Source organism: Streptomyces microflavus, assembly GCF_014650075.1.
Lineage (GTDB): Bacteria > Actinomycetota > Actinomycetes > Streptomycetales > Streptomycetaceae > Streptomyces > Streptomyces microflavus.
In genome coordinates this window covers 676369-699524 of record NZ_BMUG01000002.1, presented here as the reverse complement: position 1 = coordinate 699524, position 23156 = coordinate 676369, and the positions used below count along the sequence as shown (strand labels likewise).

Annotated in this window: 16 protein-coding genes, 2 tRNA genes and 1 pseudogene; 8 read left to right on the top strand and 11 right to left on the bottom strand. The window is 72.6% G+C overall.

Annotated features, from left to right (window positions below; translation table 11 throughout):
- Window positions 1-16 precede the first annotated feature (16 nt).
- Entirely contained in the window at window positions 17-1582 is a 1566-nt protein-coding gene (locus IE264_RS08220; protein WP_032760229.1) for an MFS transporter, read from the bottom strand.
- Window positions 1583-1790: 208 nt separating this feature from the next.
- Here IE264_RS08220 and IE264_RS08215 point away from each other — a divergent pair, with 208 nt between their 5' ends.
- Window positions 1791-2657 (top strand): endonuclease/exonuclease/phosphatase family protein, encoded by an 867-nt coding sequence (locus IE264_RS08215; protein ID WP_032760230.1) that lies wholly within the window; start codon window positions 1791-1793, stop codon window positions 2655-2657.
- A gap of 94 nt (window positions 2658-2751) precedes the next feature.
- Window positions 2752-3918, top strand: a complete 1167-nt coding sequence (locus IE264_RS08210) for a serine hydrolase domain-containing protein (RefSeq protein WP_032760231.1) — start codon at window positions 2752-2754, stop codon at window positions 3916-3918.
- 29 nt (window positions 3919-3947) lie between these two features.
- Here IE264_RS08210 and IE264_RS08205 read toward each other — a convergent pair whose 3' ends face one another.
- The 7 genes from IE264_RS08205 to IE264_RS08175 form a co-directional block, all read right to left on the bottom strand.
- Entirely contained in the window at window positions 3948-6116 is a 2169-nt protein-coding gene (locus tag IE264_RS08205) for a glycosyltransferase family 39 protein (protein WP_032760232.1), read from the bottom strand.
- Entirely contained in the window at window positions 6113-7453 is a 1341-nt protein-coding gene (locus IE264_RS08200) for a bifunctional glycosyltransferase family 2/GtrA family protein (RefSeq protein ID WP_190167601.1), read from the bottom strand. Before IE264_RS08200 ends, IE264_RS08205 begins: the two co-directional genes overlap by 4 nt.
- A 25-nt stretch (window positions 7454-7478) precedes the next feature.
- Window positions 7479-9197 carry a sensor histidine kinase gene (locus tag IE264_RS08195; protein ID WP_229887467.1) on the bottom strand — a complete coding sequence of 573 codons (1719 nt, stop codon included), beginning with the start codon at window positions 9195-9197 and terminating at the stop codon, window positions 7479-7481.
- A 16-nt stretch (window positions 9198-9213) separates the two neighbouring features.
- On the bottom strand, window positions 9214-9960 hold the full coding sequence (locus tag IE264_RS08190; protein WP_031122622.1) for a response regulator transcription factor: 747 nt from the start codon (window positions 9958-9960) through the stop codon (window positions 9214-9216).
- A gap of 78 nt (window positions 9961-10038) precedes the next feature.
- Window positions 10039-10920, bottom strand: a complete 882-nt coding sequence (locus IE264_RS08185) for an amidohydrolase family protein (RefSeq protein WP_051822044.1) — start codon at window positions 10918-10920, stop codon at window positions 10039-10041.
- 23 nt (window positions 10921-10943) lie between these two features.
- Window positions 10944-11858 (bottom strand): DUF2797 domain-containing protein, encoded by a 915-nt coding sequence (locus IE264_RS08180; protein ID WP_032760233.1) that lies wholly within the window; start codon window positions 11856-11858, stop codon window positions 10944-10946.
- Window positions 11859-11921: 63 nt separating this feature from the next.
- A complete protein-coding gene (locus IE264_RS08175; protein ID WP_032760234.1) occupies window positions 11922-12560 on the bottom strand; it encodes a hypothetical protein in 639 nt (212 codons plus the stop codon).
- Window positions 12561-12705: 145 nt separating this feature from the next.
- On the opposite strand from IE264_RS08175, the gene sigJ reads away from it, so the two are divergent.
- On the top strand, window positions 12706-13650 hold the full coding sequence (sigJ, locus tag IE264_RS08170) for an RNA polymerase sigma factor SigJ (protein ID WP_032760235.1): 945 nt from the start codon (window positions 12706-12708) through the stop codon (window positions 13648-13650).
- 93 nt (window positions 13651-13743) lie between these two features.
- Window positions 13744-14949, top strand: a complete 1206-nt coding sequence (locus IE264_RS08165; protein ID WP_032760236.1) for an NAD(P)/FAD-dependent oxidoreductase — start codon at window positions 13744-13746, stop codon at window positions 14947-14949.
- A gap of 682 nt (window positions 14950-15631) precedes the next feature.
- On the opposite strand, the gene IE264_RS08160 is transcribed toward IE264_RS08165, so the two are convergent.
- Complete coding sequence (locus IE264_RS08160; RefSeq protein ID WP_032760237.1) at window positions 15632-15934, bottom strand: hypothetical protein; 303 nt, start codon at window positions 15932-15934, stop codon at window positions 15632-15634.
- 90 nt (window positions 15935-16024) lie between these two features.
- Here IE264_RS08160 and IE264_RS08155 point away from each other — a divergent pair.
- Window positions 16025-16312: pseudogene (locus IE264_RS08155) on the top strand (radical SAM protein); the annotation flags it as partial.
- Between the two features lie 113 nt (window positions 16313-16425).
- Window positions 16426-17292, top strand: a complete 867-nt coding sequence (locus IE264_RS08150; RefSeq protein ID WP_032760289.1) for a GNAT family N-acetyltransferase — start codon at window positions 16426-16428, stop codon at window positions 17290-17292.
- Window positions 17293-17377: 85 nt separating this feature from the next.
- On the opposite strand, the gene IE264_RS08145 is transcribed toward IE264_RS08150, so the two are convergent.
- Both IE264_RS08145 and IE264_RS08140 read right to left on the bottom strand, forming a co-directional pair.
- Window positions 17378-17450 (bottom strand) — tRNA-Arg (locus tag IE264_RS08145).
- Between the two features lie 215 nt (window positions 17451-17665).
- A tRNA-Ser gene (locus IE264_RS08140) sits at window positions 17666-17756 on the bottom strand.
- 350 nt (window positions 17757-18106) lie between these two features.
- Here IE264_RS08140 and IE264_RS08135 point away from each other — a divergent pair.
- Together IE264_RS08135 and IE264_RS08130 are read left to right on the top strand one after the other, a co-directional pair.
- The gene (locus tag IE264_RS08135) at window positions 18107-18658 is read left to right on the top strand and encodes an SSI family serine proteinase inhibitor (protein ID WP_032760909.1); all 552 of its coding nucleotides are present in this window, start codon (window positions 18107-18109) and stop codon (window positions 18656-18658) included.
- A gap of 236 nt (window positions 18659-18894) precedes the next feature.
- A complete protein-coding gene (locus tag IE264_RS08130) occupies window positions 18895-23148 on the top strand; it encodes a hybrid sensor histidine kinase/response regulator (RefSeq protein ID WP_032760910.1) in 4254 nt (1417 codons plus the stop codon).
- Window positions 23149-23156: the final 8 nt, after the last annotated feature.

The window sequence follows — 23156 nt, the reverse complement described above, 5'->3', positions numbered from 1 at the left end:
CGCGTCCCCTCCGATGCTATGCCGCCGGTCCCGTCGAGTCTGCCCGGCCTCCGGCCGCCGCAGCCGCCTCCTTCGGGGCCGGGTGCCCTGCCGCTTCCACCCGTTCGGCCCGGCGCAGCAGCAGCGCCGCGAGCAGGCCGCCCGCCAGCACCGCGACCGCGCCGACCAGTTGGCTGGCCTCCAGGCCCGAGGCGAAGGCGTCCTTGATCGTCTCGCGCTCCCCCGGCCCTTCGGCGGCGGCCAGAGCGGCGGGCAGCGACGCCGCGCCGACGGCGGCCGGTACGAGGGCGGCGAACCGGATGTTCAGGACCGCGCCGAGCACCGCGACCCCGAGCCCGTTGCCGAACTCCGCGAGCGTGCCGTTGACCCCCGCGCCCACACCGGCCTTCTCCGGCGGGATGGCGCTCATGATGGCGTTGGCCATCGCGGGCATCGCGAGGGCGATCCCCACGCCCATCACGACCAGGCCGAACAGCATCCCGGTGTACCCGTCACGGCCGAGCACCGCGATGGCCGCGAGACCGGCCGCCAGAGCGCTCATCCCCGCCGCGATGGTGGCGGGCGTCCCCATCCTCGGGACGAGGCGGGCGCCCAGCCCGGTCAGGTTGAGGGCGACCACGGTGAGCGCCATCGGCGCCGTACGCAGACCAGCCTCCAACGGCCCGTAGCCGAGGACGAACTGAAGGTGCTGCGTGAGCAGGAAGAGGGAACCGCCCATGCCGAACGCGACCAGGATCGCGCCCGCCACCGCGCCGATGAACTTCTGGTTCCGGAAGAAGTGCATGTCGAGCATGGGGTGCGGGATGTGCAGCTCCCACAGGACGAACCCGGCGAGCACGGCGACCCCGACGAACGCCGTGAACAGCACCCGGGCCGACGTCCAGCCGTGTTCGGGCCCGGAGATGATCGCGAACACGACCGCGGTCATCCCGATCGTGGAGAGCAGCGCGCCGAGCAGGTCGGGCCGCTCCCCGCGCGGATTCTTGAACTCCGGTACGAGTCGGACGACGGCGACCAGGCCGATCAGGGCGACCGGGATGTTGATGAGGAAGATCGCGCCCCACCAGAAGTGGTCGAGCACGACCCCGCCGACGAGCGGCCCGGCGGCGAACCCGAGGGAGTTGACGGTCGACCAGAGGCCGATCGCCTTGACCCGCTCGGAGTCGTCGAAGATCTGGACGACGACGGCGAGGGTGGTGGTGATCAGCAGCGCGCCCCCGATCCCCATGCCGGCGCGGGCCGCGATGAGCTGGCCGGAGGACTGGGCGAGCCCGGCCGCCAGCGAGCCGATGCCGAACAGGGCGAGGCCCACGACCAGCATCTTCTTGCGCCCGTAGCGGTCGGCGGAGCTGCCGGCGGTGAGCAGCAGGCCGGACTGGACGAGCGAGTAGGCGTTGATCATCCACTGCACATCGGCGGTGGAGGCGTCGAGCTCCGTGGTGAGGGAAGGGATCGCGACGTTGAGGACGGTGTTGTCGAGCAGCACGGTGAGCTGGGCGAGGCAGATGACGCCGAGGATCAGCCAGCGCTGCGGGTGCCCCTGGGGGGCGAGGTCGGGTCGCTGTGCGGCGGGCGCCGTCATGCGGGCTCCTGGGTCTCCGGCGCGGCTCGATGCCTTGACGGCCGGTTGGTTCTACGGTGTATAGGACGTAAGCGTTGTACACCGTAGGGCACTCCCTGTACGGCGTACAACTTGAATTCGGCCTGTGCGCCGGGCCTGTCGTACCTGCCGCCCCTGCCGTGCCTGCGTGCCTGTCGCGTCCGTCGTGTCCGTCGTCGTCTGGAGAGCCATGTCACTGCGTCGCCGTCACCCCATCCGTCTCCGTCTCCGTCTCCGTCTCCCGCAACTTCTTCTCACCACCGCCCTGTTGGGCGCGTTACTCGGACCGCCCGCTGCCGCGGCCTCCCGGCCCCCCGTGCCGCTGCGGGTCGTCACGTACAACGTCCACGCCGGGGCCGGCGCGGACAACGTCTTCGACCTCGACCGCCAGACAGCGGAACTGCGCTCGATCAAGGCGGATGTGATCGGCGTCCAGGAGGTCGACCGGCACTGGGGTGCCCGCAGTGAGTGGCGGGATCTCGCGGGCGAGCTGGCCGAGCGGCTGGGCATGTACGTGTTCTTCGCCCCGATCTACAGCCTGGACCCGGCCGAACCGGGCGGGCCACGGGCGGAGTACGGGGTGGCGGTGCTGTCCCGGTACCGGATCCTGAGCGCCGAGAACCACGAGATCACCCGGCTATCGACCCAGGACCCGAACCCGGCCCCCGCCCCCGCCCCGGGGTTCGGCGAGGTCGTCGTACGGGTGAAGGGGCAGCCCGTACACGTCTACGTGACCCACCTCGACTACCGCCCGGACCCCGCCGTACGCGTCGCCCAGGTCGCCGACACCCGGCGGATCATGGCCGAGGACCGGGGCCCGAAGGTCCTGCTCGGCGACTTCAACGCGGAGCCCGGCGCCCCCGAGCTGGCCCCGCTGTGGGCGGAGCTGACGGACGCCGGTCCGGAGGCGCCGACCTTCCCTGCGCAGGACCCGGTCAAGCGCATCGACTACGTGGTGATGTCCAAGACGGCCCAGGTGCGGCGCGCTTGGGTGCCGGAGAGCGTCGCCTCGGACCACCGGGCGGTCGTGGCGGACCTGGTGCTGCGGGGGCGATGAGGCAGGGGAGGTTCCGGAGTCTCTTATGTGCCGCACCCTGAGAGGGCGGACTCACGACAGAGCACGCGGTAGCGGTACCGCAGAGAGGCCGATCATGAGCACCAGTACCCCGCACGGACTGCAGGAACTGCTGGACTCCCACATCGCCGGGGGACCGGTGCCGGGCGCTGTGGCGCTGGTCGCCCGGGGCGATCGGGTGGAGGTGGCGGCGGCCGGCCCGGCCACGCTCGCCGGGGCGGCGCCCATGCGGCGGGACTCGGCCTTCCGTATCGCCTCGATCACCAAGCCGGTCGTCGCAGCGGCCGCCATGACCCTGGTCGAGGACGGCCTGATCGCCCCCGCCGACCCGGTCGCCGCGTGGCTGCCCGAGCTGTCCTCGCCGTTGGTCGTCCGGACCCCGCAGAGCCCGGTCGACGACGTGGTGCCGGCGGTCCGCCCGATCACCCTCCTGGACCTGCTGACCTTCCGGGCCGGATACGGCTTCCCGTCCGACTTCTCGCTCCCGGCCGTCGCCCCGCTGTTCGCCGAGCTGAAACAGGGCCCGCCGCAGCCGCAGGCCGTGCCCGGGCCGGACGCCTGGATGGCCGCGCTCTCCCGGATCCCGCTGCTCCACCAGCCGGGCGACGGCTGGCTCTACAACACGTGCTCCGACATCCTCGGGGTCCTGATCGCCCGGGTCACCGACCGTCCGCTGCCCGAGTACCTGGCGGAACGGCTGTTCGAGCCCCTCGGGATGACGGACACCGGGTTCTCCGTGGCGCCCGGCGCCCTGGACCGGTTCACCGGCTACTACCGGGCGGGGGAGGGCGGCGGCTGGGAGCTGGTCGACGCCCCGGACGGGCAGTGGAGCAGCCCGCCCGACTTCCCGTCCGGCGCCGGCGGCCTGGTCTCGACCGTCGACGACTGGTACGCCTTCGGCCGGATGCTGCTCGCCGAAGGCCTGGCGGACGACGGACGGCGGGTACTGGCCGGCGAGTCGGTCCGGCAGATGATCACCGACCAGCTGACCCCGGACCAGCGCGCGGCGAGCGGCCTGTTCACGGAGGGCCAGGGCTGGGGGTTCGGCGGCTCGGTGGACGTCGAGATCACCGCCCCCTGGAACGTACTCGGCCGGTACGGCTGGATCGGCGGCACCGGCACCACGGCCCACATCATCCCGGCCACGGGCACGGTCGCCGTCCTGCTCACGCAGAAGGAACTGGGCGGACCGGTGGCGCCCAGCATGATGCGGGACTTCTGGACGTACGCGGCCGGGTTCTGACCCGGTCCCGACCGCGTACGCTCCCGTCCTCAGCCGGCCGGCTGCGTCAGGTCGTAGAAGGTGGCGCTGCCGACGGTGACCTCGGTGAAGTTCTCCGTCACCCAGGAGGAGATCTGGGACGAGGTCCCGTTGCCGCCGCCTCCCATGCCTCCGCCTCCCATGCCTCCGCCGCCCGTTCCTCCGCCCGTTCCGCCCGAGACGAAGTAGTGGATCTTCCCTTCCGCCACGTACTTCTTGAACTGGGCGAGCGTCGGTGACGGGTCGCTGCCGTTGAACCCGCCGATGGCCATCACCGGTTCGCCGGTGGCGAGCTGGTAGCTGGCCGCGTTCTGCGCGCCGACGGCTGCGGCGGCCCAGGTGTAGGCGTCGGCGTCCTTCTCCAGGAGCGCCTTCGCCTCGGTGGAGACGGACGCGCCGTTGAGCAGCCCGCCCATACCGCCGCCTCCGCCGCCGCCGAACGCCCCGCCCTCACCGGCAGCGCCGGGAGCGGTTCCGCCGGGGGTCGTTCCGCCGGGCGCGGTGGGCACACCACCGGGCGCGTTGCCTTGCTGACCACCCTGGCCCTGACCCTGGCCTGGGGACTGCCCCTGCCCCCGGAACTGCCCCTGCCCGCCAGGCGGCTGCATCCCCGCCCGCTGCCCGCGCCCGTCATCGCCACCGCCGCCGAAACCACCGGGACCGCCCCGGCCACCGCCCCCCGGTCCGCCCATACCGCCCCCGCCCGCAGGACCGGCGGTCACGATCGACCCCTGGTGCCCGGAGTTCAGGGTGCTCAGCGTGTACGCCGTCGGCGCCGCGAGCGAGGCGGCGAAGCTGAGCCCCACCACCGCGAGGGCCAGACCCCGGCCGCCGAACCGCCCCACGACCAGCAGCCCGAGCGCCCCCACCACCCCGCCCACCAGAACCGCCCACCGCAGCCACGGCAGGTACTCCGGGGTGCGGCCCAGCAGGACGTACGCCCAGACCACCGTCACGACGACCGTGCCCGCGAGCACCGCCCTCGGCCACCAGGCGCTCCGCTCCTCCCACAGCACCGCCACCCCCATGGCGACGAGCGCCGCGATGTACGGGGCGAGGGCCACCGTGTAGTACTGGTGGAAGATCCCGGCCATGAAGCTGAACACCGCGGCCGTCATGACCAGCGCCCCGCCCCAGGCGAGGAACGCGGCCCGCGCGGAGTCGGTCCGCCCGGCCTTCCGGGTCAGCCAGAGACCGGCCACCAGCAGGATCAGCGCGGCGGGCAGCAGCCAGGCGATCTGGCCGCCGACCTCGGAGTTGAACATCCGCCCGATGCCGGTCTCGCCCCAGCCGCCGCCACCGCGGCCACCACCCCCGCCCCCGCCCCCGACGCTTCCGGTCTCCTCGCCATTGAGGCGGCCAAGGCCGTTGTAGCCGAAGGTGAGCTCCAGGAACGAGTTGTTCTGCGAGCCACCGACGTACGGCCGCGAGGAAGCGGGCATCAGCTCCACGATCGCCACCCACCAGCCACCGGCGACGACCATCGTCAGGGCGGACAGGGCGAGTTGGCCGAGCCGTTTCCGTACGGGAACGGAGGCGCACACCGCGTACAGCACGGCCAGCGGCGGCAGGATCAGGAACGCCTGGAGGGTCTTCGTCAGGAACGCGAACCCGACCGCGGCCCCCGCCCACAGCAGCCACTTCGTCCGCCCCTGCTCCAGCGCCCGCAGCACGCACCACACGGTGACGGTCATCAGCAGGGCGAGCAGCGCGTCCGGGTTGTTGAAGCGGAACATCAGCGCGGCGACGGGCGTCAGCGCGAACACGCCCACCGCGATCAGCCCGGCGACCGGCCCGAAGCGACGGCGTACGGCGGTGTTGAGCACGGCCGCCGTGGCGACGCCCATCAGGACCTGAGGGGCCAGGATCGCCCAGGAGTTGAGCCCGAAGAGCCGCACCGACAGGGCCATCGGCCAGAGGGCGGCGGGCGGCTTGTCGACGGTGATGGCGTTCGCGGAGTCCAGCGAACCGAAGAAGAGCGCCTTCCAGCTCTGGCTGCCGGCCTGGACGGCGGCGGAGTAGAAGGAGTTGGCGTAACCGGAGGCGCTGAGGTTGTAGAAGTAGGCGAGCGCGACGGCCAGGAGGAGCCCGTACAGCGCGGGGCGGGCCCAGCGGGGGCCGCCGGCGCGTTCGGGCGGCGCGGGCACCGGGATCGGGGGTGCGACGGTCGTCGTGGTCATCGGACGTCCTCGGAATCGGAATCGGAATCGGGTTCGGGTTCGGGGCAGGCGCGGGCCGGGAAGACCCAGGCGCGCAGGAGCAGGAAGCGCAGCACGGTGGCGGCGAGGTTGGCGGTGATCAGGACGGCCAGCTCGGTGGAGTGCGAGGGCGAGCCGGTGGCCGCGCCGAGCGCCGCGAGGGAGCCGCTGGTCAGGGCGAGGCCGATCGCGAAGACGACGAGGCCCTGGGCCTGATGGCGGACGGCTCCGTCCCGGCCGCGTACGCCGAAGGTGAGCCTCCGGTTCGCTGCGGTGTTGGCGACGGCGGAGACGAGGAGCGCGCCGCCGTTGGCGAGCTGCGGGCCGACACCGAGCCGGAAGAGGGAGTAGAGGGCCAGGTAGAAGAGGGTGGAGAGCACACCCACGACACAGAACCCGACGAGCTGCCGGGCCAGTCCGCGCTCCACCCCGGTCAGCGCCCGGTCGCGCGGGTCGTCGCCGAAGGGCCGTGCCAGCCGGTCCAGCGGCAGCGCGCCCACGGCGAGCGCCCGCCCCACCCGCCACACGCCTTTCAGGTCCTCGGCCGCCGTCCGCACGATGTGGACGGTCGAGTCGGGGTCGTCGATCCAGTCGACGGGCACCTCGTGGATGCGCAGCCCGGCCCGCTCGGCGAGGACCAGCAGCTCGGTGTCGAAGAACCAGCCGCTGTCCTCCACCATCGGCAGCAGCCGCTCGGCCACCTCGCTGCGGACCGCCTTGAACCCGCACTGGGCGTCGCTGAATCCGGCGGCGAGGGAGGAGCGCAGGATGAGGTTGTAGGCGCGCGAGATGAACTCCCGCTTCGACCCGCGCACCACCCGCGCACTCCGTGCGAGCCGCGAGCCGATGGCCAGGTCGGAGTGGCCGGAGATCAGCGGGGCGACCAGCGGGAGCAGGGCGTTGAGGTCGGTGGAGAGGTCGACGTCCATGTAGGCGAGGACCGGGGCGTCGGACTCCGACCAGACGGTACGCAGCGCCCGCCCGCGCCCCTTCTCCTCCAGCCGCACGTACCGCACCCCGCGCAGCTCCGCCGCGAGCGCGGCAGCGACGGCGGGGGTGGAATCGGTGGACGCGTTGTCCGCGACGGTGATGCGGAAGGCGTACGGGAAGGTGCGGGAGAGGTGGTCGTGGAGGCGCAGGACGCAGGGGCGGAGGTCCTTCTCCTCGTTGTACACGGGGACGACGACATCGAGCACGGGGACGCCGGAGGCGGCGGCCGCCCCGCAGGCCGGGAGGTGCGCCCTGACCGGCAGACGGGCGCGGTCTCTGCTGGTGCGGCCGTTGGCGCCGGGGCCGCTCCGGAGGCTGTCGGTGGTCATGCACCGACGCTCGCCGCCCGCGCTGTCACACCGGTGTGGTGAGCCTGTCCCTGCCCTGTGAGTCCGTGCCCGTGCTCTGTGAGTCCGTGCCCGTGCCCGTGTCCGTGGCCGTGCTCTGTGGGTCCGTGCCCGTGTCCGTGGCCGTGCTCTGTGAGTCCGTGTCCGTGTCCGTGCTCTGTGAGTGCTCGTACGGGCCGGCTTCGGCGGGCAGTTCGACCACGAAGACCGTCCGGCCCGGCGCGGAGTCCACCCGTACGCGCCCGCCGTGCGCGGAGACGACGGCCTGCACGATGGCGAGACCGAGGCCGGTGGAGCCGGTGGTGGTCCCCGTGGCCTTGTCCGTGGCGTCCCCGCGCGAGCGGGAGGCGTCCCCGCGCGCGAACCGCTCGAAGACGTGCGGCAGCAGCTCAGCGGGGATGCCCGGGCCGTCGTCCCGCACCTCCAGGGTGACCGGCTCATCGGCGCGTTCCGACGGCCGTACGGACACCGTCACCGTGGTCCCCGGCGGGGTGTGGGTGCGGGCGTTGGCCAGCAGGTTGACCAGCACCTGCTGGAGCCGGGCGGGATCGGCGCGTACGGTCACGGGCCCGGCGGGCTCGTCGGGCAGATCGAGCCGCCAGTGGTGGAGGGCGTCGGCCTCGGCGGCGGCGTCCGCCACCCGGGCGTCGCTGACCGCGTCCACGACCAACGGCAGCAGATCAGTGCTCTCGTACGAGAGCGGGCGTCCGGCATCGAGCCGGGCCAGCAGCAGCAGATCCTCCACCAGACCCGTCATCCGGTCCGCCTCCGACTCGATCCGCCCCAGTGCGTGCCGGGTGACGGAGCCGGAGTCCGACGGCTCCCGGCCGGTCACGCGCCGGGTCAGCTCGGCGTACCCGCGGATCGAGGCCAGCGGGGTGCGCAGCTCATGGCTGGCGTCGGCGACGAACTGCCGTACCCGCGTCTCGCTCTCCTGACGGACCGCCAGCGCCGAACCGACGTGCCCCAGCATCCGGTTGAGCGCCGCCCCGACCTGCCCGACCTCGGTACGGGGATCGGCCTCGGCGTCCGGAACGCGCTCCAGGAGCGCCACCTCACCGCTGTGCAGGGGGAGTTCGGCGACCCGGGTGGCGGTGGCGGCGACCCGGCGCAGCGGGCGCATGGCGACGCCGACGAGGACGGTGCCCGCGAGGGAGGCGGCGATGAGCCCGGCGGCGGTGACGCAGACCTCGACGAGGATCAGGGTGTTCAGCGCCCCGCTCACCTCGGCGGTGGGAATCCCGACGAGGACGGTCCGGCCCTCGGCGGTGGTGGCGGCCTCCACCCGGTAGCCGCCGAGGCCGGGCAGTTCGACGCTCCGGGTCCCCTCGCCGGTCTCGGGGGCCTCGGCCTCCAGTGCGCGCCGCTGCTGCCCGGTCAGGGGCTCCGCGCTCTCCTGGGAGCGCAGCCCGCTGTCCTCGACGACCTTCGAAGCGGTGACGTCCCCGTCGTCCCCGACGAGCGCCCCGAACGTGCCCAGCGGCTGCCCGCCCCCGCCGACGAAGCCGAGCCGGCCGGCCTCGCGCAGGGCGTCGGGCACCGGCTGGGGGCCGGGCGGCCGCTCCGCGCGTACGGCGATGGAGTGCAGCTGGTCGTCCAGCTTGTCGTACATGTAGCTGTGGAAGGCGATGGCGGTGACGGACCCGATGGCGGCCGAGACGACGGCGATGAGGGAGACGGCGGCCACGACGAGCCGGGTCCGCAGGGTCCAGGGCCGCCGCAGCACGCCCACCCCTGTTCGCCTACTCACCGGGCTTGATCAGATACCCCGCCCCGCGCCGGGTGTGGATCATCGGCGTCCGTCCGGCGTCGATCTTCTTGCGGAGGTAGGAGATGTAGAGCTCGACCACGTTGGCCTGGCCGCCGAAGTCGTAGTTCCAGACCCGGTCCAGGATCTGCGCCTTGCTGAGCACCCGGCGCGGGTTGCGCATCAGGAACCGCAGCAGCTCGAACTCCGTTGCGGTCAGGTGGATCGCGTCCCCGCCCCGGCTCACCTCGTGGCTGTCCTCGTCGAGCACCAGGTCGCCGACGGTGAGCGTCGACTGGCTCCGCTCGGCCGCGAGCGCCGTGCCCGAGCGGCGGATCAGCCCGCGCAGCCGGGCCACGACCTCCTCCAGACTGAACGGCTTGGTCACGTAGTCGTCGCCGCCCGCCGTGAGCCCGGCGATCCGGTCCTCCACGGCGTCCCGGGCGGTCAGGAAGAGGACGGGCACATCGGAGTACTCGCGCCGGATCCGGCCCAGCACGGCGAGCCCGTCCATGTCCGGCAGCATCACGTCAAGGACCACGGCGTCCGGGCGGAAGTCCCGGGCGGCGCGCACGGCCCCGGCCCCGTCACCGGCGCTGCGCACCTCCCAGCCCTCGTACCGCAGTGCCATCGAGAGCAGCTCGGCGAGCGGAGCCTCGTCGTCCACGACCAGGACGCGCACGGGCGTACGGTCCGGCCTGAGCAGTTCGGTACGCCCCTGGGGCGCGGTCGTCGTCGTCATGGGACCACCCTGTGAGGCGCCCGTGAGAGAAGCCTGACCCGTTCCTGTGAATTACCTGAGAAAGCGCGGGCCGGACCCTCAGGAACCGGGCCCGAACAACGCCTCCGCGTTCCCGTGACAGACGGCCCGCAACCAGTCGTCCCCCAGCCCCAGCCGCTCCAGCGCCTCCAGCTGGTGGACGTACGGATACGGGATGTTCGGGAAGTCCGTCCCCAGCAGGATCCGGTCCCCGAGATCGGCGAGCCGCCCGCGCTGGTCGGCCGGGAACGGCGTGAACCCCTCGCTGAAGTCGGTGAACGCCATCGTCGTGTCGAGCCGCACCTCCGGATACGCGGCCGCCAGCGCCAGGAACTCCGCGTACTCCGGCATCCCCATGTGCGCGACGATCAGCCGCAGCCGGGGGTGACGCGCGAGGAGGAGCCCGATGGGTCCGGGCCCGGTGAACCTCCCCGGGGCCGGCCCGGACCCGCAGTGCATCACGACGGGCACCCCGGCCTCGGCGAGCAGACCCCAAGCCCCCTCCAGCAAAGGGTCATTCGCGTCATAGCCCCCGACCTGGAGGTGCGACTTGAAGACCCGCGCCCCGTTCTCGACGGCCTCCTTCACGTACAACTCCACGCCCTCCTCCGGGAAGAGGGTCGCGGTGTGCAGGCAGTCGGGCGTCCGGGCGGCGAAGTCCGCGGCCCAGTCGTTGAGCCAGCGGGCCATGCCGGGCTTGTGCGGGTAGAGCATGGAGGTGAAACGGAGGACCCCGAACGACCGGAGCACGGACAGCCGTTGCTCCTCCTCGTACCGGTAGGTGATCGGCCACTCCATACCGGTGAGCGGCCCGGCGGAGTCGAAGTAGGCCCACACCTTGCGCAGGACCTGCTCGGGCATGAAGTGGGTGTGCACGTCGATGATGCCGGGCAGCCCGAGCCGCTCCCAGAACCGCACGACGTCATGGCTCTCGGCTTCCACGGACAACTCCTCATCGGGCAGGGTCAGAACAACCCACCCTGCACGCCGCCGCCCCCGATGTCGATGAGGGGGACACGTACATCGTTCGGCGCTGCCGGGTCCACGGCGGCGAGCTCCCACCCGGTGATCAGCCGCGTATCCAGCACGACCACGCCACCACTACCGCCCTCGTCCCCGTCTCCGCCCCCTCCCACGGCAAGGTGAAGATCGGGCCCGGCGGCAGCCACCAACCGCCCCGCCACAACGCCCCCGTCGACCAGCTCACTCACGGACCGCGTGGCGCCGGCCGAACGCCCCAGCCCGAAGATTTCCGCATGATCGACGACGTCAAGAGGCAGGGGCTCCAACGACTCGGGCCAACCACGCCCTTGAAGCGCGGCGGCCCGCCCGTACAACTCCACCACCTCGGCCGACCGCTCCTGCTCACCCGGGAGTCGGCCGCGTACGGCCCGCTTCCTGGCGTACGGGATCCGGTCCGGCACCCCGAGGGCGGCCCGCAGCACCTCCTCGGTCCGCCGGGCCGCCATGAGGGGCCCGCGCCCGAGCCAGGTGAACGCCACGGCCCCCTGCTCCCGCAGCCGGGCGGCGCCCCGCTCCTCCCGGGTGATCCCGACCTTGACCATGCCGGGCCCGAACCAGGCGAGATAGACGCGGTACGTACGCGGGTCGTCCAGCAGCGTGTCGGCGGCCACCGAGTGCGCCCGGTCCAGCCGCGCACACTCCGGGCACCGGGCCCCGGTACTGCGCACGGACACCACGGCCCCCAGAGGGCACACGTTCCCCCGGGCCCCCACACAGTGCCGCTCCCCCACCGCCCGGAACCCGAGCCCGGCCCCGTACGCGAGAACGCTCACCCGGCGCTCGGCGCCCTTGCTCCACCCCAACTGCGGTGCGTCCCCCGGCCACGCGACCCCGGTACACCGCCACCCGAAGGCCACCCGAACCCCGTTCTCTCCACCGGGAGCCGATGAACCGGCCCCGCCCTCACGTCTCCGCGAAGGCTAACGGGCGCCGTGCGGAAACCCCTCCGCACCACCGGCCGGGCCGATGGCAGGGCCGCCGATGGGGCCACCGGTCGAGCCCATGGCCGGGCTGCCGACCGGACCCCCTCCAACACCTTCGATCCGCTGCCGCATCCCGGCCATACGGCGGACGAAGCGCCGGTTGAACCAGGCCATCCACCCCAGGAACGCCGCCCCGAACGCCAGCCCCCACACGCCCGCCGCCACGTTCCCGGCGGCGAACCAGAGCAGCGGGGTGCCGAAGAGGATCAGCCCCAGCAGCGGGAAGGCCCACCACTGATTGCGGCGCAGCTTCTCCTCCCGGCGGCGGATCAGCCGGACCATGACCGCCTGTTCGGCCGGGTCCTCGGGCAGCTCGCCGTTCCTGGCGATGCGCCGCTCCAGCTCCGGCACGCGCGCGGCCTCGGTCCCCACCGCCCGGGCGTCCCGACGTCGGCGGCGCATGATGTACCACGTCATGAACCCGGCGTAGACGAGCCCGCCGGCCAGGATCCCGGGCCACCCCGACCACCCGTCGAAGGCCAGCCGGATACCGGCCCACACCACCAGCACCAGCAGCGCCACCGCCCACCACCGGTCCTGCCACCGCTGCACCTGGCCGTGCCTCTGCGACACCATCGGTAACCTCCGCACGGGGAGCGCCCATCACGCCCCGTACATTTCCGGCTACCCCGGCACGGGCCGCTGATGCGGCGGGCGCGGGCGGCAGCGGCCGGGATCGTCGCCCGTCCCCGTGCTCCGGGGTGCCGTTAGGATCCGGACCATGGCTCTGACGAGGACCCACGTGGACCGGTTCGAGGCCTCCATGCCCCGTCTGGAGGCCATCGCCTACCGCCTGCTCGGCTCGGCGAGCGATGCCGAGGACGCCGTGCAGGACACGTTCCTGCGGTGGCAGGCCGCAGACGTCGACCACATCGAGGTCCCCGAGGCCTGGCTGACGAAGGTCCTCACCAACCTGTGCCTCAACCAGCTCACCTCGGCCCGCGCCCGGCGCGAGTCGTACGTGGGCCAGTGGCTGCCCGAGCCGCTGCTCGCCGGGGACCCGATGCTCGGCCCCGCCGACACCGCGGAGCAGCGCGAGTCGGTCTCGTACGCGGTGCTCGCCCTCATGGAGCGCCTGACGCCCAACGAGCGGGTGGTGTACGTACTGCGGGAGGCGTTCGACTACCCGCACCGGAGGATCGCGGAGATCCTCGACATCACCGAGACCTCCTGCCAGCAGATCTTCCACCGCGCGAAGAAGCACATCGCGGAGGGCAAGGCCCGTACGGAGATCGACGAGGCCGCCGCCCGGCGGATCGTCGAGGAGTTCCTCGCCGCCGCCACCAGCGGGCGGACCGAGCCGCTCGTGCGGCTCCTCACCTCGGACGCCATCGCGATCGGCGACGGCGGCGGGAAGGTGCCGGCCCGCACGAAGGCGTTCGAGGGGGCCCTGGCGGTCGCGAAGTTCATGCGGGGCCTGTTCAAGCCCAGCAAGGCCAAGCGCGATCTCGTGGGCGGCTCGGCCGAGATCTACTCCACGACCGCCAACGGCGCCCCCGCCGTCGTGGCGGTCGTCGACGGCCGGGTCATCGGCGTCATGTGCGTCGAGATCACCGACGACGGCATCGCCGCGTTCCGCAACCAGGCCAACCCCGACAAGCTCGAACGCGCGAACCGGCGGTGGGCCGCCACCGACCACGGAGAGCCCCTGTTCCACGCCTTCTGACCACCCTGTGGTGCAGGTCACATCGCACACCTGTCAGGAAACGGCGGGCTGCCCGGTTCAAGGGGCGGAACCGCGCGAGACAGGAGTCAGGACATGCAGGTCACGCAGGTCACGCAGCACCGCATCATCGTCATCGGAGCCGGATACTCCGGAGCGATCGCCGCCGGACGCCTCGCCAGGAGGCTGCGCCGCCAGGACGTCGCCATCACCCTCGTCAACGCCGAGCCCGACTTCGTCGAGCGGGTCAGGATGCACCAGCTGGCGGTCGGCCAGGAGCTCCGGCCCCGCCTCTTCAGCGAGATGTTCGCGGGTACGGGGGTGCGGCTGCGGCTCGCGAGGGTGACGGCCGTCGACGTGGACCGCAGGACGGTCACCGTCACGGACGGGCAGTCCACCGAGGAACTCCCGTACGACACCCTCGTGTACGCCCTCGGCAGCGCCTGGAACACGCAGGGCGTCCCCGGGACCGCCGAGCACGCCCACGACATCGCCGGCCGCCCCGGCGCGCTCCGGCTCCGCGAGCGCCTGGCCGGCCTGGCCGCCGGGCAGCCCGTGGTCGTCGTGGGCGGCGGACTCACCGGCCTGGAGGCCGCGACCGAGATCGCCGAGGCCCGCCCGGACCTCGACGTGGCCCTCGCCGCCCGCGGCGGGCTCGGCGACTGGCTCTCCCCCAAGGGCGCCCGGCACCTGCGGAAGGTCGTCGACCGGCTCGGCATCACCGTGCACGAACACACCGCAGTCACCGCCGTCGAGGCCGACCGCGTCACCACCGCCGACTCCACCATCCCGGCCGCGGTGACCGTGTGGACGACGGGCTTCGCGGTCCACCCGATCGCGCAGGCGACCGCGCTGAAGACCGACACCACGGGCCGGATCGAGGTCGACGGCACCATGCGCTCGCTCTCCCACCCGGACGTGTACGCCATCGGCGACGCGGCCCGGGTGATGGGCCCGGGCGACAAGCCACTGCGCATGTCGTGCGCCTCGGGCGTCCCCACCGCCTGGCAGGCCGCAGACTCCATCGCCTCCCGCCTGACCGGCACGAAGCCCACGACCGTCCCGCTGCGCTACTTCAACCAGTGCATCTCCCTGGGCCGCAGGGACGGCCTCATCCAGTACGTCACCGCCGACGACCGCGCCCGCCCCGCAGCCCTCACCGGACGAACGGCCGCCCTCTACAAGGAGTTGGTCTGCAAGGGCGCGGCCTGGGGCGTCGCCAACCCGACCCTGGGGCTGCCGACCCGGCGGCACGGCGTCATCACACAGCAGCCGGCGGAAGCGGTCGCCCGAGCGGCTTGAGGTTCGGGCGGAACGCCCGCTCGCCGCTCCGTCCGGGCAACGCGAGAGGCCCCCAGGATTTCTCCTGAGGGCCTCTGGCCTGATGTGCACTCGGCAGGATTCGAACCTGCAACCTTCTGATCCGGGGCTCTAGCCGGATCGGTCAGTCACGGTCATACCGGCCGCTTCGTGACCCAGGAGGGGCGTCATTGGATGAGGACGGTTGCTGTGGTTGCGGTACTTCGGTGCTGTACCGCGCTCTCATGCGGCCCCGGCGCTGTCGCACCTGTCGGTATACGTCGATGCTCGCGACCAAGAACATGGCCCCGGCGGCAAGCGCCCACATCGCGGAACTTCCCGAGCTGTACAACCGCAGTCCCTGAACCAGGAGATAGACCGAGGTGATCAAACCTATGTAAGGCATTGCCTTGTCCAACAGACCGCCATCTTTCAGCGGATTCTTCATGCTCGCCCCCTCAGGAGAGCGGCAATGGGCGGCACCCCGCGTTGTGCCGAGCCATGAGGTTCGACCTCATCCCTATCAGGTCGGCCGTGGGGAGCTGCGGACGTCGGCCAACCCGCTCCCGTACTCGACTTGCCGTCCGCTGAGGTTCGATGCCGACCGCTTGTGGCCGCCCTTGTTGGTGTCAGGTGTTGATGTCAGCAGTCGCGTGCAGTCTTGACAAGATGATGGTGAAGTCCATCAGTCAGTGACCTTGTAGTGAATGGCCTGCTCTCCAGCCGCATCACCAAGTTGCTGTGCGATCTCGGCGGCAATCAGATCCGCCGAGGCGGACGACTCGGAACCTTCGATGTCGACGTACCAGGTACCTGCAAGCTCCCAAGAGGCACTGACGGTGGCCTTACCGACGCGAAAGACCAGGACATCGCTGTCGTCCACGATCTTGCATTGCAGAGACTTCGGCAGGAGGTAACTGGAGAGACCGCCAGCGGGTATGGCGGGCCAGTCGCTGCCGCTCCGGGTGCCGATCGTGTATTCGGGCATAGCCGCATCCTGCCAGCTTGGTGTTGCTGACAACTCACCCCAACCCCCTGCTCACCCTGGCTCCCATCCCGTCCGCCTTCGACCCACACACCGTGGAGCGGGTGTGGTCCAGGGCGTCAAGGTGGAGCGCGCCACTGTACGAACGACCTTGACGCCCTGGACCGCGACGACCAGAGCGACCTCGTGGCCGAAGGCATCGACGGCCTCACCCGCCTCGGCACCATCGCCGACCACCTCATGCCTCGCACCGGAGGGTGCGAGGGCTGTGCCCTGTCCGGCACCTGCCGGGTCTGCCGCCCCCTGGCCAAGCACTACCAGGAGGCCGAGGCGCCGCTGCACAGCTACTGCCAGCACGGAGACAAGAAGACCACCTCATGAACCCGCCCGTACCGGTGACCATCCTCCCCAGCCCGCCGACCTCGGCCCGCCGCGCCCCGACGCACTCGCGTCGGGGCCTGAACCCGGCCCGGCCCACCACTGGGGTGCGGCTCATGTTCTTCCGCTGGGACTGGCTCCAGCCCCAACTGACCGCACCGATCGTGCCGACCCTCGGCCCCGTCCACCCCGACGCCCTGTCCGTCGGCATCTTCGAGGACATCCTGCGAGCGGCCGGCACCGGGATCTTCCTGCCTTATGACAAGGACCGACGCTGGGGCGGCGAGAAGGACGAGAGAGTCCTCCGCGAGGACGTGGTGCACCAGCGCGAGCGCACCCTCATCCCCACCCTGATTCGGCGCGGACGCGGCGCCGTGAAGGTTTTCGCCTTCGGGTTTCCCGACAGCGTGGTCGATGAGGCCACCGAACTGGCCGCCAAGCTCGCAGCCCGGCATGACGTGGTCAACGCCAGGGTCGTACGCCCCCTCGGCGCCGGGACGGCACATCCGCGCGGTACCCGCATCCAACTGAAGGACTTCACCACCAGCGCCTGCCCCGCCCCTGACGGCCAGGTCCTCCCCGTCACCGACTGGCCGACCGCCGTGCAGGAGACGTTCGCGCCGTTCGCCGAAACCATGGCGGGCGATGGTCTGGTCTTCCTCCACACCCAGATGCAGGCCGGCCAGTGCGGCCCGGTCCTCGCCACGGTCATCGAGGACCACGTCGTGGGCGCGATCGGCCCCATGGACGTACGTCCTGACGCCATCGGACGCCCCCAGCTCATGCCCCAGTACTTCGCTGTCCTGCCCGAGGCCCGAGGCCAAGGGCTGGGCAGGCTCCTGTGGAGGGCCGCGATGCACTGGGGTCAAGGCCACGGCGCCGCCTACCAACTGCTCCAGACCGAGGTCGGCGGCCCCTCCGACAAGCTGTGCCTGTCCGAAGGGCTGACCTCCCTCGGCTTCAGCCATACGACTCACGTGTAGACGCTGAGACGGTCGCTGTACTTCGCTGCGGTACGGGCAACGCGAGAGGCCCCCAGGATTTCTCCTGAGGGCCTCTGGCTTGATGTGCACTCGGCAGGATTCGAACCTGCAACCTTCTGATCCGTAGTCAGATGCTCTATCCGTTAAGCTACGAGTGCTTGGCGTTCCGGGCTTTTCTGCCTGGTCGGCGTTGCGAGAACAACATTACATGACCTGCGCCGTGACGCGAAATCCATTGCCCGCACCGCATCTGACCTGCGGAAACACCCTTCTGGGGCAATTCTCGACCGCCCCCTTGACCACCCTCCGCCCCGCGGCCCGCGCCGGGAACGGCCGAAGCCCCGTGCCAGGGGCACGGGGCTTCGGGGTGGAGCGGAGGCGGAGGGATTTGAACCCTCGATGGGCTTTAAGACCCAAACCGCATTAGCAGTGCGGCGCCATAGACCGGACTAGGCGACGCCTCCTCCACACACCTCGCGCGGACGCGAGTGGTGCGTGCAGATGATGACACAGTCGAACGGCGTGCCACCAATCGCCGCTCACGTTACTAGCCATGCGGGGGCCAGGGCAAAGCACTTCGGCGTGGTGGCGCAACGTCCGGGCGGACGGCGCGTTAGAGAGGCGTGGGGGCTTCCGCCTCCGTCGGTCGGGAGCGGCCGGGAGCGGTCGGAGGGTTCGGCCCGCCGCCCGCCACCCCACCGTCCGTCATCCGTCGCATCCGCCGCATCCGCGGTCGCCCGCGATGGCCCGTGATGGCCCCAGATGGCCCGCGGTCGTCTGCGTTCGCCCGTGATGCAGAGATACAGGAGCCCGCATGCTGCGCCGTCTCGCCCTCACCGCCGTCGTATCGCTCGCCGCACTGTCCACCACCGCGCCCGCCGCGACCGCCACCGGTCCGGTGCCCTCCGCCCTGCCCACCGCCGGGCCCCTCTCCGCCGTCCAGCCCGCCCTCGGGCCGCTGCCCGTGCCGCTGCCGCCCCTGCCCTCGTTCCTGGACGGCGGCAGCGGTGTGGGCCAGGAGAAGCCTGCCGAGCGGACCCGGCTCACCGTGACCGTGGAGCGTTCCGGGATCGTCGGGGCCGACGGGACGTTCGAGCTGACCTGCGGGCCGACCGGGGGCACCCACCCGGAGCGGCAGGCCGCCTGCGACCGGCTCTCGGAGGTCGGCGCCACCCGGGCGGGGCAGGAGCTGTTCCGGGCGACGCCCGAGGGCACGATGTGCACCATGATCTACGGCGGTGACGCCTCCGCCCGCATCGTCGGAACGTGGGAGGGCCGGGCCGTGGACACCACCGTGACCCGGGGCGACGGGTGCGAGATCGCCCGCTGGAACAACCTCGTGCCGGTCCTCCCCGACCTCCGCTAGGGCTCTGGCAGGACCCGCTCCGCTTCGCGTCCGCGCACGTCACAGGGTGCGCGGACGCTCACGTCATAGGCCGGTGGCGTACACCGCTTGCACAGAACCTTGGTGAGAGCTCCCCCTCATCCGCCGCCCCTGGGCCCTCCCCTGGCCTTAGACTCCTCCAGTGACAGTCTGCGGCCCGAGGGGCGAGACGGGGCCCACTGTCGGCAAGGTGCGGTAACCAGGGAGGAAGCGTCGTCGTGAGCAGCAGGCCATCCCGAGGCACTGCTCGCCTCGCAGCCATACTCGATGCCCTTCCGGACGGGCTTCTGCTCGTCAATTGCAACGGCACGGTCGTCAACGCCAACGCCATCGCCCTCGAAATGTTCGAGACCCCGGGCACCGCGCTCGTCGGTCGCGGACTGCTCGATCTGCTGCCGGAGTTCGACTCCAAGCTGATCCCGGGATCGATGCGCCGGCCCGAGGCTGCGGACGAGCAGGGCAGGACCAAGCCGACGCGCATGATCGCGCGGCGCACCGACCGGCACGAGTACCCCGTCGAGGTCACCAGCGCCAGCCTGGACAGCGGCCAGGCCGCCTACAACGACATCCACTCCAGCTACACCGGCGACGAGCTCCTCATGATCGTCGTACGGGACCTCTCCGGCACCGTCGACACCGAGGCCGAGCTGGCCCGTTCGCAGCGCCAGACCGAGATGATCCTGCGCGCCGCATCCGAGGGCGTCGTGGGCACCGACACCGACGGGCGCGTCGTCCTCGTCAACCCCGCCGCCGCACAGATCCTCGGCTTCCGGGCCAGCGACCTCGGCGGCCAGGAGCTGCACCCGCTGATCCTGCACTCGCGGGCGGAGGGCGAGCCGTTCCCGTACGAGGAGTCACCGCTCGCCGACACCCTCAAGTCCGGGCGCAAGCACCGCGTACGCGGCCAGGTGCTCTGGTCCAAGAGCGGCGCCCAGGTCCCGGTGGACCTGACGACCGCGCCGGTACGCGACGGGGACCAGCTCGTCGGCGCCGTGATGACCTTCACCGACCGCAGGCCGTACGAGGAGCTCTCCGCCCAGCACACGTCCGTCGTCGCCGAGCTGACCACGAGCCACTCCGACGAGGTCACCGCGCTGAAAGAAGCGCACGCCACCGAGCTGGCGGCGCTGAAGAAGGCCCACGCCACCGAGGTCGCCGAACAAACCGAGCGGTACGAGACCGAGCTGGCCGACCGCACCGAGCGGTACGCCGCCGAGCTGGCGGAGCAGGCCGAGCGCATCGCCGCCCTGGGCGCCCAGCACTCCCAGCTCACCGCCGTCCTCGGCGGTTCGCTGCGCGGGCCCCTGGAGGAGCTGCGCGGTGAGCTGTCCATGCTCGCCGCCGACCCGGCCGGGCAGCTGTGGCCCGAGGCCAACCAGATCCTGCACCACCTCGCCGCCGGGTACGCCCGGATGACCACCCTCGTCGACAACGTGCTGGGGTACCAGCGCCTCGACGCGGGCGTGGAGGGGCTGCACAAGGCTCCCGCGCTGGTCGACGGGATCGTCACGGGCGGTATCGACGGGGCGGTCGAGCTGATCGGGCCCGGACGCGCCCAGTTCGCCGTGCACGCCCCGCCGATCGAGGCCGAGGTCGACGCGCGTCAGCTCGCCACCGCCCTCGCCCACCTGGTCGCGGATGTGGCCGGGGTCGACTCGACCGGCAAGACCCGGGCCGTCCCCGGGGGCGGATACGTCGACTCGACGGTCGTCGTGGCCGCCGCCCAGCGCGGTGACGTGGTCCGGATCGAGGTGCGCGGGCCGTTCGCCGGGGGAGACCCGGTGCACGAGCCGATCGTGCGCGGCATCGTCCAGGCGCACGGCGGAGTGCTCCAGACCCACGAGATGCCCGGGATGAGCGGCAGCGCGTACGTCCTCGACATCCCGATCGGCGCCGGTTCGGGCGCCATCGCGCCTCCGGAGGCCCCGGTGGACCCGGCCCCGGCCCCCTCCCCCGAGGGTGTCGGCGCGCCGGGCGTCACCAGTGGCGGGCGGCGCCGGGCGCGCCGGTCGTCGACCGACGCGTTCCTGGACAGCCCCGGCGGTGCGCCCGAGGCCGAAGGTGCGGCCGCGGCCGATGCGGTGAGCCAGGGCGACGGTCCCGCCGCCGAGCCGACCGGGCGGCGCCGGGCGCGCCGCGGGCCCGCCGCCCCCGAGGAGCAGGCGGCTCCCGAGCTGATCCCGGCCCAGCAGGGCGAGGGCTCCGGCCGCAGGCGCGGACGTCCCAGCCCGGCGGAGACCGGGGCGGGGGCTAGCGGGAACGGGCCGGCGGAGATCGGTCCGCCGCAGATCGGGCCTCCTCAGGCCGGTGCGCCGCAGATGAGTCCGCCGCAGGCCGGTGCGCCTCAGATCGGTCCGGCCCAGATCGGTCCGGGCGGGCCCGGAACGTCGGGTGCCGGCCAGGGTGCCGTTCAGCAGCAAGCCCAGCAGCAGCCGCAGCGGCAGGCCCTCGCGCTGACTTCTGCCGCTCCCTCCGCACCTTCCGAAGGGTCCGTCGTCACCGCGGCCGAGGGCGCCCAGGGCGCCGGCGGCCGTCCCCAGCGCGGGCAGACCGTGCCGCCGCAGGGTGTCCCGGCGGACCCGCAGCAGCCGGTGCCGCCCACCGGGCGGCGGGCGCGGCGCGAGGGGGAGCACCGCCCGGCGCTCCCCGCCCTCGCGGCCGGCAACGGCAGCACGGGGCCGGAGCAGGGTCAGAACGGCCAGGGCGGCCAAGGCGGCCCGAACGGCCAGGGTCGGCCCCAGGAGGAGGCGCACGCCCTCAGCCCGGCCCAGCAGCCCGGTGGGCGTCGGGCCCGCCGAGCGCTGGCCGCGGCCCAGGAGCGCACGGCCGCCGACGCCGGTCCGCGTACCGCCTTCGCCCTGCCTCCCGCCGACGCGGACCGGGCCCCCGACGCATCCCTTCAGGCGCCCGGCACCGCACCCGTGCCCGTACAGGCGCCCGGGTCCGTTCCCGTACCCCCGGCCGGCGACGAAGGCCACCACGGGCGCACCGCTCCGGAGGCCGGTCACACACCCCCGCAGCCCCACCCCGTGGCCGCGCACGCCCCGGATGCCCCGCACACCGACTGGCCCGTCCCGGCCCCGGGCGACCGGGACGGCGTACCGCACTCCGGCCCCGGCGCGGTGCCGGACGAGCAGCCCTGGGGCGCCGTACCGCAGGGCCCGGACGCTCAGCCGCCGGGCGCACGGCCCGCGCCGGACGACCGTTCCTGGGGCGGCAACGGGCAGACCGCCCACACCACCGGCACCGCGGCCGTCCCCTCGGCGCACCAGCCGCTGCCCGCCGAGGAGCCGATGCCCGGCGGCAACCCGGACTCGACCCAGGGGCGGGCGTTCAGCGTGCGGACGCTGGGCCAGGGCGTGCCGTTCGCCCAGCACCTCGCCCAGCAGCAGAACCCGCAGCCCGGTCAGGCCGGTCAGGCCAACCCGCAGCACCAGAGCCTCGGCGGTGCCGGCCGGCGCCGTAAGCTCGCCGCCCCGCCGGAGGGCGAGCGCGCCACCGCCGCGGGGGGCACGGACTCCGACGCCCCGGACCGGCAGCAGGGACAGCACGGCGCCCCGGCGCCCCAGCAGCCCACCACCGCGGGTCCCGGCTCCGGCCAGCTGATGGCACCGGCGGTGGCCGAGGGGCGCGCGTACGCCATAGGGGCGCCCGACGAGGGCGCCGAGGGTCCGGAGCCGCTGGACGGTCCCGGTGGCGCGGTCGAGGTCGCCAACCGTCCGCAGCCCCGCCCTCTCGACGACGAACTGCCGCCCGAGCCGCTGGACAACCCGCGCAGGCTGCTCGTCTGGCCCGCCCCCGACGTACCGACCCAGCAGGCGCTCAGCGACCGGGGTTACCGGCCGGTGATCGTCAACTCCCGTGAGGAGGTCGACGCCCAGATCGCCGCGTTCCCCGCCGCGCTCTTCGTCGACCCGCTGACCGGGCCCATCACCCGTACGGCGTTGCAGTCGCTGCGCCAGGCGGCCGTCGCCGCCGAGGTCCCGGTGCTGGTCACGGCCGGTCTGGGGCAGGCGACCCGGGAGGCCGCGTACGGCGCCGACCCGGCCGTCCTCCTCAAGGCCCTGGCCCCCCGCGACAGCGAGCAGCACCCGCCCCGCGTCCTCCTGATCGAGGAGCACGAGGAGATCGCGGCGGCGCTGGCGCAGACCCTGGAGCGGCGCGGGATGCAGGTCGCCCGGGCCGCGACCGACAGCGAGGCCGTCGATCTGGCGGGCCGGATGCGGCCGAACCTGGTGGTCATGGACCTGATGCAGGTACGCCGTCGGCGCGCCGGGATCATCGACTGGCTGCGGTCCAACGGGCAGCTCAACCGCACCCCGCTGGTCGTCTACACCTCGGCCGGGATGGACCCGTCGGAGCTGCCCCGGCTCGCTTCCGGGGAAACCGTTCTCTTCCTGGCGGAGCGGTCCACCAGCGACGAGGTGCAGTCCCGCATCGTCGACCTGCTGGCGAAGATAGGGACCAACTAGAACAACAC

Coding starts and splice junctions, on each gene's coding strand:
- IE264_RS08220 (WP_032760229.1), bottom strand. CDS start 1,582: ATGACGGCGCCCGCCGCACAGCGACCCGACCTCGCCCCCCAGGGGCAC.
- IE264_RS08215 (WP_032760230.1), top strand. CDS start 1,791: ATGTCACTGCGTCGCCGTCACCCCATCCGTCTCCGTCTCCGTCTCCGT.
- IE264_RS08210 (WP_032760231.1), top strand. CDS start 2,752: ATGAGCACCAGTACCCCGCACGGACTGCAGGAACTGCTGGACTCCCAC.
- IE264_RS08205 (WP_032760232.1), bottom strand. CDS start 6,116: ATGACCACGACGACCGTCGCACCCCCGATCCCGGTGCCCGCGCCGCCC.
- IE264_RS08200 (WP_190167601.1), bottom strand. CDS start 7,453: ATGACCACCGACAGCCTCCGGAGCGGCCCCGGCGCCAACGGCCGCACC.
- IE264_RS08190 (WP_031122622.1), bottom strand. CDS start 9,960: ATGACGACGACGACCGCGCCCCAGGGGCGTACCGAACTGCTCAGGCCG.
- IE264_RS08175 (WP_032760234.1), bottom strand. CDS start 12,560: ATGGTGTCGCAGAGGCACGGCCAGGTGCAGCGGTGGCAGGACCGGTGG.
- sigJ (WP_032760235.1), top strand. CDS start 12,706: ATGGCTCTGACGAGGACCCACGTGGACCGGTTCGAGGCCTCCATGCCC.
- IE264_RS08165 (WP_032760236.1), top strand. CDS start 13,744: ATGCAGGTCACGCAGGTCACGCAGCACCGCATCATCGTCATCGGAGCC.
- IE264_RS08160 (WP_032760237.1), bottom strand. CDS start 15,934: ATGCCCGAATACACGATCGGCACCCGGAGCGGCAGCGACTGGCCCGCC.
- IE264_RS08150 (WP_032760289.1), top strand. CDS start 16,426: ATGTTCTTCCGCTGGGACTGGCTCCAGCCCCAACTGACCGCACCGATC.
- IE264_RS08135 (WP_032760909.1), top strand. CDS start 18,107: ATGCTGCGCCGTCTCGCCCTCACCGCCGTCGTATCGCTCGCCGCACTG.